This is a genomic window from Citrobacter sp. wls710 (assembly GCF_005281115.1).
Classification (GTDB): Bacteria; Pseudomonadota; Gammaproteobacteria; order Enterobacterales; family Enterobacteriaceae; genus Citrobacter; species Citrobacter werkmanii.
Genome location: NZ_SZXD01000007.1, coordinates 186276 through 199133, shown reverse-complemented (window position 1 = coordinate 199133; position 12858 = coordinate 186276). Strand labels below are relative to the sequence as shown.

The following is a 12858-nucleotide window of genomic DNA, read 5'->3' as shown; positions in this document are numbered from 1 at the left end:
CACAACGTTAAAATGGAGAAAATATGGGATTGCGTCAGAGTTTACGCGTTGCGACCGGGGCGCTGTTACTGGCCTGCGGTTTACAATTTGCTCATGCGAACAGTGACCCGCATACCATCGTGTTTGGCGTCGCGCCTGGGCCGTACGGCGATATGGTGAAACAGGCCATTGCCCCTACGCTGAAAGAGAAAGGTTACAAGGTGGTGGTGCGCGAATTCAGCGACTACGTGCAGCCGAATATGGCGCTTTCCAACGGCAGCATTGATGCCAACCTGTTCCAGCACTCGCTCTATTTTGACAAATTCACCGCCGATAAAGGGCTAAAGCTGAGCAAGCTGATTGTGGTCCCGACGGCCGGGATGGGGTTTTACTCGCACAAAATCAAAAGCCTGGATGAGTTGAAAAAAGGGGATGTGATCACGCTGTCCAACGATCCGACCAACCTGGCCCGCGGTCTGCGTTTCCTGCAATCCATTGGCCTTATCACCATCAAAGACAATATCGATCCTACGAAAGCCTCCGAGCGCGATATCGCCAGCAACCCGAAAGGGCTGGTGTTTAAACCCCTGGAAGCAGCACAACTACCGCGCACTTTGGACGGTGTGACCGGCGCGCTGGTCAACGGTAACTTTGCCGTGGCGGCAAAACTGGATCTTTCCAGCGCCATCAAGCAAGAGCATCTGGACGAAAATCTGAAAAATATCATTGCGGTACGCAGTGAAGATGCGGATAAACCGTTCGCGAAAGATATTGTTGAAGCGGTGAAGTCCCCGGCGTATCGCGCGGTGATCGACGATCCGCAAAACATCTACAGCGCCTTCCAGAAACCGGAATGGATGTCGGCAGCCCAATAATCGCTGCATGCAAGGGTTAACAGGGGCAGCGGCGACTGCCCTTTTCGCATTTCTGAGGTGGATATGATTGAGATAGAAAAGGTTTGCGTGGATTTTACCGCAGGCCGTGGACCCTCAACCCGGGCGGTTGATGATGTCAGCTTGCACATTGGCGCGGGCGAGATATTTGGTATTGTCGGAACCAGCGGCGCGGGGAAAAGTACGCTACTGCGCACCTTGAACGCCTTAACCCGTCCGAGCCAGGGAAGCGTGAAGGTGAACGGCGTAGAAATTTCTGCGCTGGAAGGCACTCAGTTACGTAAAGCGCGCCAGCGTATTGGCATGATTTTCCAGCACTTTAATCTGATGCATACCCGCACCGTGGCGCAAAACGTCGCCTTTAGTCTGAAAGCTGCCGGATGGGAACGCAGCAAGATTGCTCCACGCGTCACGGAGATTCTGGCGCTGGTCGGACTGTCTGATAAGGCGAACCGTTTTCCGGTTCAGCTCAGCGGTGGTCAGAAGCAGCGCGTGGGCATTGCCCGTGCGATTGCCAATCATCCGGATGTGTTGCTGTGTGATGAACCCACTTCCGCGTTAGATCTCGAAACCTCGGCCACGATTCTGGCGTTGCTTAAGCAGATCAATCAACAGTTGGGGATCACGATCGTGCTGATCACTCACGAGATGAACGTGATCAAATCGATTTGCGATCGCGTGGCGGTGATGTCAGGCGGCAAGGTGGTGGAGTCCGGTGAGGTGTTTGACGTTTTTGCTCACCCGCAGCACGCCTTTACTCAACAACTGGTGTCGCATACCCTCAATCTGACGCTACCTGAACGTCTGCGCCAGCATCTGCCCGGCCAGTTGCTGAAAATTCTTTTTATCGGCGATTCGGCGGAACAGCCTGTGCTGTCAGAAGTTGCGGTTAAGTTTGGCGTGGCGGTGAACATTCTGCACGGCAAAATTGAATATATCGGCGAACGCGCGCTGGGGATTCTGGTGGTGCAACTGACCGCGCCGCATAACCCTTCTGCGGTGGATATCGCCGTGGAACATATTCGTCAACGTACTGCTCAAGTGGAGGTGATTCGTGGATGATTTATTGCCTGATTTGACGCTGGCGTTTAATGAAACCTTCCAGATGTTGAGCATCTCAACGGTGCTGGCGATTATTGGCGGTTTGCCGCTCGGTTTTCTTATTTTCGTCACCGACCGGCATTTATTCTGGCAGAACCGTTTTGTGTATCTGCTCAGCTCCGTGCTGGTGAATATTATCCGCTCGGTACCGTTTGTGATCCTGCTGGTGCTGCTGCTACCGCTCACCCAGTTTTTGCTCGGGAACACCATCGGGCCGATTGCGGCATCGGTCCCGCTCTCGGTGGCGGCGATCGCTTTTTATGCCCGGCTGGTGGATAGCGCGCTACGTGAAGTGGATAAAGGCATTATTGAGGCGGCGGAAGCTTTTGGCGCCAGCCCGATGCGCATCATTTGCACCGTTCTGTTACCTGAGGCGAGCGCGGGACTGCTGCGTGGGCTGACGATCACGCTGGTGAGCCTGATCGGTTACTCCGCGATGGCCGGGATTGTCGGCGGCGGCGGGGTAGGTGACCTGGCGATTCGCTTTGGTTATTACCGCTATGAAACCCAGGTCATGATCGTCACCGTTGTCGCGCTGATTATTCTGGTGCAGGTCGTCCAGGTGCTGGGCGACTGGCTGGCAAAACGCGCGGATAAGCGCGACAGACATTGATCACTACGCGTTAAGCCATCCGGCAACGTCGTGCCATGTGCCGCGAAAGACGATTTTCGCGGCTTTCTTTTCCAGTTGATAGCGATACATCGGATCATAATACTCGTTGAGTAACGGCACCAGCCAGCCCATGTGAGCGTCGGTACTGCCCGTCGACTGCTGTTCGCGCAGAGCCACGTCAAGCAGGGCGGTCAGCTCGGCAAAACGCTGTAATCCCAGACGACGGCGAATAGCGAACAGGCCGTGGTGCAGATACTCACTGTATTCCTCCCAGCCCTGGCTCTCACCATAAGCCTGGGTAAAATCGTGGTGCATGCGCACGAAATACTCCTCGCGCAGGCGCTCCAGACGAAGCTCAAAAGGATCGTCCACCACCGCAATGGATGCCTCGGTCATGCGCTCGCGCAGGCATTCGGGCAGATGGTTAGCACCGATCATCCGGCCTTCATCTTCCAGCACCCACTGGCGCAAATCCTGTCGGCTGTCCGTTTTGAGCATTTCGACCGCCAGCAGGTTTTCAAAACTCGCCTGGCTTAGCTGCGGTTCCACGGTACGTCCAAACGAGGAACCACGATGGTGCGCCAGTCCTTCGAGATCCACACCGTTCGGCTGCTGTTGTACCAGTTGCGTTTTACCGTTACCGGTACAGCCGCCAATTAAGACGATCGGTTTTTGCACCAATTCTTCCGTTATCCGTATGACCGCCTGGCGCAGAGCCTTATAACCGCCCTGTATCAGCGGATAGTCAACGCCGGACTCGTGCAGCCATTGCTGCACAATATGTGAACGCTGACCGCCGCGCGCGCAGCATAAATATCCTTTTGGGTGCTGGCGACAAGCATTATGCCAGGCGTTCATGCGCTGTTGGCGGGTTTCACCCGAGACCAGTTGATGGCCCAATTCGAGCGCAGCCTCAGGCCCCTGACGTTTATAGCAGGTACCGACTGCGGCGCGTTCGTCATCGTTCATTAAGGGGAGATTGACCGCGCCCGGCATCGCGCCTTGTTGAAATTCGACGGGGGCGCGTACATCAATTATGGGCGTACCGGCGAGCAGAATCGCGCGATAGTCCTGTGCTGTTTGTGTGTCTTGCATAGTAAAAAACGAAACCTCAAATCATCTTGCGTATCATTTTACGCGCCAAAGAGCAGGATGACTTGATTTTCAATCGCGTGCATTGTTGAAAATTGCTAAAAATCCGGCGATTTCTGGTTTTCGTTGCGTAAATAACGTCACAATATCTTCCACAGCCTTACCTGCGCCAAACTTATGCCAGGCGAGACTTAAGGGCGAAGGGGGGCGCATGGTAGGAATAATGCTACTGACCAGTTGCCCGTTATCAAGCAATGGCTGGCACAGCGGTTGCGGAACAAAGCCGATACCCACCCCAGCAAGATGCGCCGCAATCTTGGTTTCCATGTCCGGGACAATAATCTCTTTTTGACCGGGAAGCCGCCACGCGACCCGTTTAGTCAGGGTGCGCGCACTGTCTTCAATATTGATCGCCGGAAAACGGCGCAACTGCGCTTCCGTTAATGGACCACTGACGCCAGCCAATGGATGATTCGCCGACATAACAAATCGCCACTGAACAGACCCCAAAGGATCGAGGGTAAAGGTGTTGGCCATTGGTTCAGTACCCGTGACGCCGATGGCCAAAGAGAATCCTTCATATAGCAGTGAATCCCAGACGCCCATATAGATTTGCCGGGAAAAGTGAAACTGAGTAAAGGGATAGCGGGCGTTAAGCCAGGATAACAGGCGAGCGACGGCTTGCGGGCTATACAGCAGGTTGTTGACCACGATATTCACCTGCCGCTCTACGCCGTCGTTCACTTGCTGTAATTCGCTGGGCATGCTGTCCAGCCAGGCGAGCCAGTCTTTTGCCTGAGAAAGAAGATGCGAGCCCGCGGCGGTTAACGTAACGCTGCGGGTGGTGCGAAAGAACAGAGCAACCCCGGTATTTTCTTCCAGAAGCTTAATGCGATAGCTGATGGTGGCCGTGGTTTTACACAAGCGATCCGCCGCCCTGGAGAAGCTCCCTGTTTCGGCTACGCCAATAAAAGTACGCAGTGTTTCTGGATCAAACATCGTCAGCTACTCCCTGAATGCTCTTCCGCAAGCCTGATTTCTTGTTCTCTGATTTATAAGTATTTTTACATAATGGCCTTGTTTAAATTGTGGTCTAAATCGAATTTTGGAAAAATATTCCAACTTTTGTGTTGATGTTAAATCCCGAAGGTTTTAGATTGCATGATATTGAAGCCGCTAAGAGTTCTGGCTGCGGTTCAGAGGAATTCAGTTACAAGGAAAAGATGATGAAACTTGAGGTATTACCGTTAAATCAGCACACGTTCAGCGCCTATGGCGATGTCATAGAAACCCATAAACGTGATTTTTTTCATATCAATGATGGGTTGGTTGAACGTTATCACGATCTGGCTAATGTGGAGATCCTTGAGCAGGACCGGACGCTCATCAGCATTAACCGCGCGCAACCGGCAACGATGCCTATTATTGTGCATGAACTGGAGCGCCACCCGCTGGGCACCCAGGCATTTATGCCCATGAAGGGCGAAGCGTTTGTGGTGATTGTCGCGCTTGGTGAGGACAAACCCGATCTTTCCACCTTAAAAGCCTTTATCACCAATGGTCAACAGGGTGTGAATTACCACCGAAACGTCTGGCATCATCCGCTGTTTGCCTGGCAAACCGTGACCGATTTTCTGACGGTCGATCGTGGTGGTAGCGATAATTGCGATGTTGAACGTATCCCGGCACATGAACTCTGTTTTGCGTGACGCTATTGGCCTTCTTGCTTAATATGAGCATATTGTTCATTGTTTATGCTCATATTTTGGGCCGGAGTAAATGTAGTGGAGACGGAAGTAAGACGGCGCGGCAGGCCTGGACAGACGGAGCCGGTTGCGCAGAAAGGCGCTCAGGCGCTCGAAAGAGGCATTGCGATTTTGCAGTATCTCGAAAGAAGTGGGGGGAGTTCGTCAGTCAGCGATATTTCCGGCAGTCTGGATTTACCGCTCTCCACGACTTTTCGCCTGCTAAAGGTTTTACAGGGTGCTGATTTTGTCTATCAGGACAGTCAGTTAGGTTGGTGGCACATCGGTTTAGGCGTCTTCAATGTGGGCTCCGCGTATATTCATAATCGCGACGTCCTGTCGGTAGCCGGACCGTTTATGCACCGATTAATGCTGCTTTCAGGCGAAACGGTGAATGTCGCGATTCGTAATGGCACTGAAGCGGTGCTGATTGGCCAGAAGGAGTGCAAATCGATGGTCAGGATGTGTGCACCTTTGGGCAGCCGTATGCCGTTGCATGCTTCCGGCGCGGGGAAAGCACTGCTTTATCCGCTGATGGAAGAAGAGTTAATGGACATTGTCGTGAAAACGGGTTTGCAGCAGTTTACGCCGAATACGTTGGTGGATTTTCCTACTCTGCTGCGTAATCTGGAACAGGCGCGCGAGAATGGCTATATCGTTGATCACGAAGAACATGTTGTTGGATTGAATTGCATCGCTTCGGCTATCTATGACGATGCAGGCAGTGTAGTGGCTGCCATCTCTATTTCGGGGCCCGCATCCAGACTGACGGAAGATCGTTTTATTAGTCAGGGGGAGCTGGTAAGGGATACAGCACGAGATATCAGTACGGCGCTTGGGTTAAAAGCACCCGTAGCTTAAGTCGCAACCCGCTCAGAGGAGCGGGACTTTTTTGGATTTTTTCAAAGTTGGAAAAATTTTCCAATAAATAGAGGTAGAAAGAAAATGGCAAAAATGAGAGCCGTTGACGCGGCAATGTATGTGCTGGAAAAAGAAGGTATCACCACCGCATTTGGCGTGCCTGGAGCGGCAATCAACCCGTTCTATTCCGCAATGCGTAATCACGGCGGCATCCGTCACATTCTGGCTCGCCACGTTGAAGGCGCCTCCCATATGGCGGAAGGTTATACGCGTGCCGCAGCAGGCAACATTGGCGTCTGCCTTGGCACTTCTGGCCCGGCAGGAACTGACATGATCACTGCACTGTATTCCGCCTCTGCCGACTCTATTCCTATTTTATGTATCACTGGTCAGGCGCCTCGTGCCCGCCTGCATAAGGAAGATTTTCAGGCTGTCGATATTGAATCTATCGCTAAACCAGTCAGCAAAATGGCGGTAACGGTACGTGAAGCGGCACTGCTGCCTCGGGTTTTACAGCAGGCATTCCATGTCATGCGCTCAGGTCGCCCTGGCCCGGTGCTGATCGATTTGCCTTTTGATGTCCAGGTTGAAGAAATCGAATTCGATCCCGACATGTATGAGCCTTTGCCAGTATACAAACCTGCCGCCAGCCGCAAGCAAATTGAGAGAGCGCTGGAAATGCTGATCCAGGCGGAACGTCCGGTCATCGTCGCAGGGGGCGGGGTGATTAATGCTGATGCTTCCGCACTGCTGCAACGTTTTGCGGAGCTGACCCATGTACCGGTTATCCCCACGTTGATGGGCTGGGGATGTATCCCTGACGATCATGAGTTAATGGCCGGCATGGTAGGGCTACAAACCGCACACCGCTACGGAAATGCCACGCTGCTTGCTTCTGATATGGTGTTCGGTATTGGTAACCGTTTTGCTAACCGTCACACTGGCTCCGTCTCGAAGTACACTGAAGGGCGCAAAATCATTCATATCGACATTGAACCGACGCAAATTGGCCGTGTTCTGTGCCCGGATTTAGGTATTGTTTCTGATGCCAAAGCCGCGCTGACCTTGTTGATTGACGTCGCTCAGGAAATGCAGAAAGCCGGACGTTTACCTTGCCGGAATACCTGGGTTGCTGAATGCCAACAGCGTAAGCGGACGTTACTGCGTAAAACCCACTTCGACAATGTCCCGGTGAAACCGCAGCGTGTCTACGAAGAGATGAATAAAGCCTTTGGTCGCGACGTTTGCTACGTCACCACCATCGGATTATCACAAATTGCCGCTGCGCAAATGCTGCATGTGTTCAAAGAGCGTCACTGGATCAACTGCGGTCAGGCTGGCCCTCTCGGCTGGACGCTGCCTGCTGCATTAGGGGTTTGTGTTGCCGATCCAACACGCAACGTCGTCGGGATTTCGGGGGATTTTGACTTCCAATTCCTGATTGAAGAACTGGCGGTGGGCGCGCAATTCAACATTCCTTACATCCATGTGCTGGTCAACAACGCCTATCTGGGCCTGATTCGTCAATCGCAGCGTGCTTTTGATATGGATTACTGCGTCCAACTGGCGTTTGAAAATATCAACTCCAGCGAAGTAAACGGCTATGGCGTCGATCACGTCAAAGTGGCAGAAGGATTAGGTTGTAAGGCCATTCGCGTCTTCAAACCTGAAGATCTCGCTCCGGCGTTTGAACAAGCCAAAGTCCTGATGGCGCAGTATCGTGTTCCGGTTGTTGTCGAAGTGATCCTTGAGCGAGTGACCAATATCTCGATGGGTAGCGAACTGGATAACGTGACCGAGTTTGAAGAGGTTGCAGACGGTGCAGTTGATGCGCCAACCGAAACCTGTTTTATGAAATATGAATAGAGGAGGTGACAGATGTTACGGTTCTCAGCCAATCTTTCCATGCTGTTTCTGGAATACAGTTTTCTTGAGCGTTTCGACAAAGCGGCGCAAGCGGGGTTTCGTGGCGTAGAGTTAATGTTTCCCTACGATTACGACATTGACGTATTAAAGGAAAAACTGCTGACCAACAAGCTGGAGCATACGTTGCATAATCTCCCCGCCGGAGATTGGGCGTCGGGTGAACGCGGTATCGCCTGTATTCCGGGTCGCGAAGAAGAGTTTCGTGATGGTGTAGCGGCGGCTATTCGCTATGCAAAGGGGCTGGGCAATACAAAAATCAATTGCCTGGTAGGTAAAACACCGGCGGGTTTTTCGGCTGAACAGATCCAGCAAACGCTGGTGGAAAATCTGCGCTATGCGGCCAACATGTTAGCGCAAGAAGATATTTTATTGCTGATTGAGCCGATCAACCATTTTGATATTCCTGGTTTCTATCTCACCGGTACGCATCAGGCGTTAGCGTTAATTGATAGCGTCGGATGCAATAATATCAAAATTCAGTATGACATTTATCATATGCAGCGCATGGAAGGGGAGTTAACCCAAACCATGACCACGTGGGCAAATAAAATAGGTCATTTGCAAATTGCAGATAACCCTCGTCGCGGAGAGCCAGGGACCGGGGAAATCAATTATGACTTTATTTTTAAGTTTATTGATAAATCAGGTTATGACGGGTGGGTAGGTTGCGAATATAAGCCGCTGACGACCACCGAAGCGGGATTATCGTGGATTAATCAGTATCGATAATTTGTAAGTAATTTCAGGCAACACTATTTTTTCCACTCTGTTGGAAGGGAATCGTTTTGCCTGAATTCAGGAATACCGACAGATATAAAAGAGGTTGCAAATGAAACTGGGATTTATTGGCCTGGGTATTATGGGATCGCCAATGGCGATTAATTTGGCTCGCGCCGGACATCAATTACATGTCACGACCATTGGACCGGTGGCTGAAGAGTTGCTGTCACTGGGGGCGGTTAATGTTGAAACTGCGCGTCAGGTGACTGATTTTGCAGATATTATTTTCATCATGGTGCCGGATACGCCGCAGGTTGAAGAAGTGCTTTTTGGTGAACACGGATGCGCTAAAACCACATTGCAGGGAAAAACCATTGTCGATATGAGTTCTATTTCTCCTATCGAAACTAAGCGTTTTGCTCAGCAGGTTAATGAACTCGGCGGGGATTACCTGGATGCGCCCGTGTCCGGTGGAGAAATTGGCGCTCGCGAAGGGACGCTGTCCATTATGGTTGGCGGTGAACCTGATGTATTTGAAAGGGTTAAACCGCTCTTTGATATTCTGGGAAAAAATATCACCCTGGTGGGTGGAAATGGTGATGGCCAAACCTGTAAAGTCGCTAACCAAATTATCGTTGCCTTAAATATTGAAGCCGTTTCTGAAGCGCTGGTATTTGCCTCTAAAGCGGGTGCGGATCCGGTTCGCGTGCGTCAGGCATTAATGGGCGGATTTGCCTCATCTCGTATTCTGGAAGTACATGGTGAGCGCATGATTAAACGCACTTTTGATCCCGGTTTCAAAATTGCATTGCATCAAAAAGATCTCAACCTTGCATTACAAAGTGCCAAGGCGCTCTCTTTGAATTTGCCTAATACGGCAACCTGTCAGGAGTTATTTAATACCTGTGCCGCGAATGGTGGAAGCCAGTTGGATCACTCGGCAATGGTTCAGGCTCTGGAATTAATGGCTAATCATAAATTGTCATGATCGTTGGTATCGCTGCAATCCTGCAGCGATACATTCTAATCAGACACACTTTGGAAAGGTGCATGTCATGAGTGAAAAAAATACATCCGGTATTGAATACTGGAAGAAGATCGTCGTCGTAATGAGTCTGGGTTGGGTAGCGATATGGATTTATCGCACCGTATTAACCCCTATTTATCCTGAGATTCAGGCTTCCCTGGGCAATGTCAGCAATGCTGAAATTGGCGCCATCGCCAGTTTCTATTTTTTCGCCTATTGCAGCATGCAAATTCCCTGCGGAATTTTGGTCGATAAGCTTGGCCAGAAAATTATGCTGATGTGTGGGTTTACGCTCTTTATTATTGGTACGCTCAGTATCGCAAAAGCCACTGGACTGGTGATGATCTATGCCGGTTCGCTGATGGCAGGAGCGGGCTGCGCCTCTTTCTTTAGTTCTGCGTATTCTCTCTCTTCGGCAAATGTCCCACAGGCTCGCCGGGCACTGGCAAACGCCATCATTAATAGCGGCTCTGCGATTGGGATGGGGATAGGTTTAATCGGCTCCAGCGTGTTGGTTAAAAGTATGAGCATGGCCTGGCAAAACGTGTTGTTTCTGGTTGCGGCTGTGTTGGTGGTGATGCTGTGCGTATTTACTTTGGTTATCCGCGGTAAGGCAAAAAGCGAAACGGCGGCGTCAGACCAAAAAACGCAGACGGCAACGATGACAGAAGAGAAAAGTCCGCCGCTGTTTTCGGGTTTGTTATGCAGCGTCTACTTCCTCTATTTCTGTACCTGTTATGGCTATTACCTGATTGTGACCTGGCTTCCGTCTTATCTGCAGACTGAAAGGGGATTTGATGGTGGCGCGATTGGCGTTGCCTCGGCTTTGGTCGCCGTGGTGGGGGTTCCCGGTGCGTTGTTCTTCAGTCATCTGTCCGATAAATTCCGTAACAGCAAAGTCAAAGTCATTCTTGGGCTGGAAATTATGGCCGCCGCAATGCTGGTGTTTACGGTGTTATCGCCGAATACCACGATGTTGATGGTCAGCCTGACCCTGTACGGTTTATTGGGAAAAATGGCGGTGGATCCCATCCTGATCTCCTTCGTGTCTGAGCAGGCGTCGGCGAAAACGCTGGGCAGAGCATTTAGCCTGTTTAACTTCTTTGGTATGAGTTCAGCCGTTATTGCGCCAACGTTAACCGGATTTATTTCCGATTTGACTGGCTCAAAAGAGATAAGCTTTGTCATCTCTGCTTGTCTGGTTGTTACCGGAACGCTTATTTTTGCCGGCGTGACGTTATATAAAAAGAAAGCAACACCAGTTACTGCTTCAGCATAAAAATATAATTAAAACTATTTGCATTACTTTATATATTGTTTTTGTTCCGCATAGCTAAACCCATTACAACGTTATCCGATACGTGACAAGAGGGATTTATGGAACATCAAAGAGATCTATACCAACAACGTGGTTATAGTGACGACTTATTACCAAAAACGGCAGCACAACGAAACTGGAAAACATTTAACTATTTTACTTTATGGATGGGGTCAGTACATAACGTACCTAATTACGTTATGGTTGGCGGTTTTTTCATTCTCGGGCTGTCCACATTCAGTATTATGTTGGCTATTATTATTAGTGCATTGTTTATTGCATTAGTCATGGTTATGAACGGCGCCGCCGGAAGTAAATACGGTGTACCTTTTGCAATGATTCTGCGTGGCTCGTATGGCGTACGTGGCGCGCTTTTCCCGGGATTATTAAGAGGCGGGATTGCTGCAATTATGTGGTTCGGTCTGCAATGTTATGCCGGATCGCTGGCTTTTCTTATTCTGATTGGCAAGATATGGCCTGGTTTTTTAACGCTGGGCGGTGACTTTACATTACTGGGGTTGTCCCTGCCGGGGTTAATCACATTTATTATCTTTTGGCTGATTAACGTCGGTATCGGTTTTGGCGGCGGTAAAGTATTAAATAAATTTACTGCGATCCTGAATCCTTGCATTTATATCGTTTTTGGCGGAATGGCTATCTGGGCGATATCCCTGGTAGGGATTGGCCCCATTCTGGACTACATTCCGGGCGGTGTGCAAAAAGCGGGAAACAGCGGATTCCTGTTCCTGGTAGTGATTAACGCCGTGGTTGCCGTATGGGCTGCTCCGGCCGTGAGCGCATCGGACTTTACGCAAAATGCCCACTCATTTCGTGAACAGGCGTTAGGCCAGACGCTGGGTCTTATTGTCGCGTACGTGTTATTTGCGATTGCCAGCGTGTGTATTATTGCCGGTGCCAGTATTCATTATGGAACGGATACCTGGAATGTGCTGGATATCGTACAGCGTTGGGACAGTCTGTTTGCCTCCTTCTTCGCGGTTTTAGTTATTCTGATGACCACAATCTCAACAAACGCTACGGGTAATATAATCCCGGCTGGTTATCAGATTGCCGCAATTGCGCCAACAAAACTAACATATAAAAATGGTGTATTGATTGCCAGTATTATTAGTTTACTGATTTGTCCATGGAAACTCATGGAAAATCAGAGCAGTATTTATCTGTTTCTGGATATCATTGGCGGTATGCTCGGCCCTGTTATCGGTGTTATGTTAGCGCATTATTTTGTCGTTATGCGTGGCAAGATTAATCTTGATGAATTATATACCGCCAGCGGTGATTACCAATATTATGATAATGGATTTAACCTGACTGCATTCTCCGTAACGTTAGTGGCGGTAATTCTTTCACTGGGTGGAAAGTTTATTCCATTCCTCGAGCCATTATCGCGAGTGTCGTGGTTTGTTGGGGTTATTGTCGCATTTGTGGCATATGCCTTACTGAAAAAAAGAACGGTTGGACAACCTGGCGCGGTACAAAAAGCGACAAGCCAGTTGTAACGAAATCAGTAAAAGTAAGTTTAAGCGTGCGTTATTTATAAAAACTATCTGTATCCATACAAG

12 protein-coding genes are annotated in these 12858 nt (G+C 50.2%); 10 read left to right on the top strand and 2 right to left on the bottom strand.

The features are described 5' to 3' along the window. Positions 1-23: 23 nt before the first annotated feature. The 3 genes from FDX14_RS03100 to FDX14_RS03090 all read left to right on the top strand — a co-directional run bounded on the left by FDX14_RS03100 (position 24) and on the right by FDX14_RS03090 (position 2586). On the top strand, positions 24-854 hold the full coding sequence (locus tag FDX14_RS03100) for a MetQ/NlpA family ABC transporter substrate-binding protein (RefSeq protein ID WP_038638419.1): 831 nt from the start codon (positions 24-26) through the stop codon (positions 852-854). Between the two features lie 63 nt (positions 855-917). Then, on the top strand, positions 918-1934 hold the full coding sequence (gene sfbB / locus FDX14_RS03095) for a virulence-associated ABC transporter ATP-binding protein SfbB (protein ID WP_137348978.1): 1017 nt from the start codon (positions 918-920) through the stop codon (positions 1932-1934). Beyond that, the gene (locus FDX14_RS03090) at positions 1927-2586 is read left to right on the top strand and encodes a methionine ABC transporter permease (RefSeq protein ID WP_003831085.1); all 660 of its coding nucleotides are present in this window, start codon (positions 1927-1929) and stop codon (positions 2584-2586) included. Before sfbB ends, FDX14_RS03090 begins: the two co-directional genes overlap by 8 nt. Positions 2587-2589: 3 nt before the next feature. Here FDX14_RS03090 and mnmH read toward each other — a convergent pair whose 3' ends face one another. Together mnmH and allS are read right to left on the bottom strand one after the other, a co-directional pair. Beyond that, complete coding sequence (mnmH, locus tag FDX14_RS03085; protein WP_137348977.1) at positions 2590-3681, bottom strand: tRNA 2-selenouridine(34) synthase MnmH; 1092 nt, start codon at positions 3679-3681, stop codon at positions 2590-2592. A 69-nt stretch (positions 3682-3750) separates the two neighbouring features. Beyond that, positions 3751-4677: an HTH-type transcriptional activator AllS gene (gene allS, locus FDX14_RS03080; RefSeq protein ID WP_042309997.1), complete on the bottom strand. Its 927-nt coding sequence runs from the start codon at positions 4675-4677 to the stop codon at positions 3751-3753. A gap of 227 nt (positions 4678-4904) precedes the next feature. Here allS and allA point away from each other — a divergent pair, with 227 nt between their 5' ends. The 7 genes from allA (at position 4905) to FDX14_RS03045 (ending at position 12795) form a co-directional block, all read left to right on the top strand. After that, positions 4905-5387 carry an ureidoglycolate lyase gene (gene allA / locus FDX14_RS03075; RefSeq protein WP_042309995.1) on the top strand — a complete coding sequence of 161 codons (483 nt, stop codon included), beginning with the start codon at positions 4905-4907 and terminating at the stop codon, positions 5385-5387. A gap of 75 nt (positions 5388-5462) precedes the next feature. Next, on the top strand, positions 5463-6284 hold the full coding sequence (gene allR, locus FDX14_RS03070) for an HTH-type transcriptional repressor AllR (RefSeq protein WP_038638433.1): 822 nt from the start codon (positions 5463-5465) through the stop codon (positions 6282-6284). An 84-nt stretch (positions 6285-6368) separates the two neighbouring features. Beyond that, on the top strand, positions 6369-8150 hold the full coding sequence (gene gcl / locus FDX14_RS03065) for a glyoxylate carboligase (RefSeq protein ID WP_061381588.1): 1782 nt from the start codon (positions 6369-6371) through the stop codon (positions 8148-8150). Between the two features lie 12 nt (positions 8151-8162). Beyond that, positions 8163-8939 (top strand): hydroxypyruvate isomerase, encoded by a 777-nt coding sequence (gene hyi, locus FDX14_RS03060; RefSeq protein ID WP_137348976.1) that lies wholly within the window; start codon positions 8163-8165, stop codon positions 8937-8939. Between the two features lie 100 nt (positions 8940-9039). Beyond that, complete coding sequence (gene glxR / locus FDX14_RS03055) at positions 9040-9918, top strand: 2-hydroxy-3-oxopropionate reductase (protein WP_042309987.1); 879 nt, start codon at positions 9040-9042, stop codon at positions 9916-9918. A gap of 67 nt (positions 9919-9985) precedes the next feature. Next, positions 9986-11236: an MFS transporter gene (locus FDX14_RS03050; protein ID WP_042309985.1), complete on the top strand. Its 1251-nt coding sequence runs from the start codon at positions 9986-9988 to the stop codon at positions 11234-11236. Between the two features lie 98 nt (positions 11237-11334). After that, positions 11335-12795 (top strand): allantoin transporter, encoded by a 1461-nt coding sequence (locus tag FDX14_RS03045; RefSeq protein WP_137348975.1) that lies wholly within the window; start codon positions 11335-11337, stop codon positions 12793-12795. Positions 12796-12858: the final 63 nt, after the last annotated feature.

Coding starts and splice junctions, on each gene's coding strand:
- FDX14_RS03100 (WP_038638419.1), top strand. CDS start 24: ATGGGATTGCGTCAGAGTTTACGCGTTGCGACCGGGGCGCTGTTACTG.
- sfbB (WP_137348978.1), top strand. CDS start 918: ATGATTGAGATAGAAAAGGTTTGCGTGGATTTTACCGCAGGCCGTGGA.
- mnmH (WP_137348977.1), bottom strand. CDS start 3,681: ATGCAAGACACACAAACAGCACAGGACTATCGCGCGATTCTGCTCGCC.
- allS (WP_042309997.1), bottom strand. CDS start 4,677: ATGTTTGATCCAGAAACACTGCGTACTTTTATTGGCGTAGCCGAAACA.
- allA (WP_042309995.1), top strand. CDS start 4,905: ATGAAACTTGAGGTATTACCGTTAAATCAGCACACGTTCAGCGCCTAT.
- gcl (WP_061381588.1), top strand. CDS start 6,369: ATGGCAAAAATGAGAGCCGTTGACGCGGCAATGTATGTGCTGGAAAAA.
- hyi (WP_137348976.1), top strand. CDS start 8,163: ATGTTACGGTTCTCAGCCAATCTTTCCATGCTGTTTCTGGAATACAGT.
- glxR (WP_042309987.1), top strand. CDS start 9,040: ATGAAACTGGGATTTATTGGCCTGGGTATTATGGGATCGCCAATGGCG.
- FDX14_RS03050 (WP_042309985.1), top strand. CDS start 9,986: ATGAGTGAAAAAAATACATCCGGTATTGAATACTGGAAGAAGATCGTC.
- FDX14_RS03045 (WP_137348975.1), top strand. CDS start 11,335: ATGGAACATCAAAGAGATCTATACCAACAACGTGGTTATAGTGACGAC.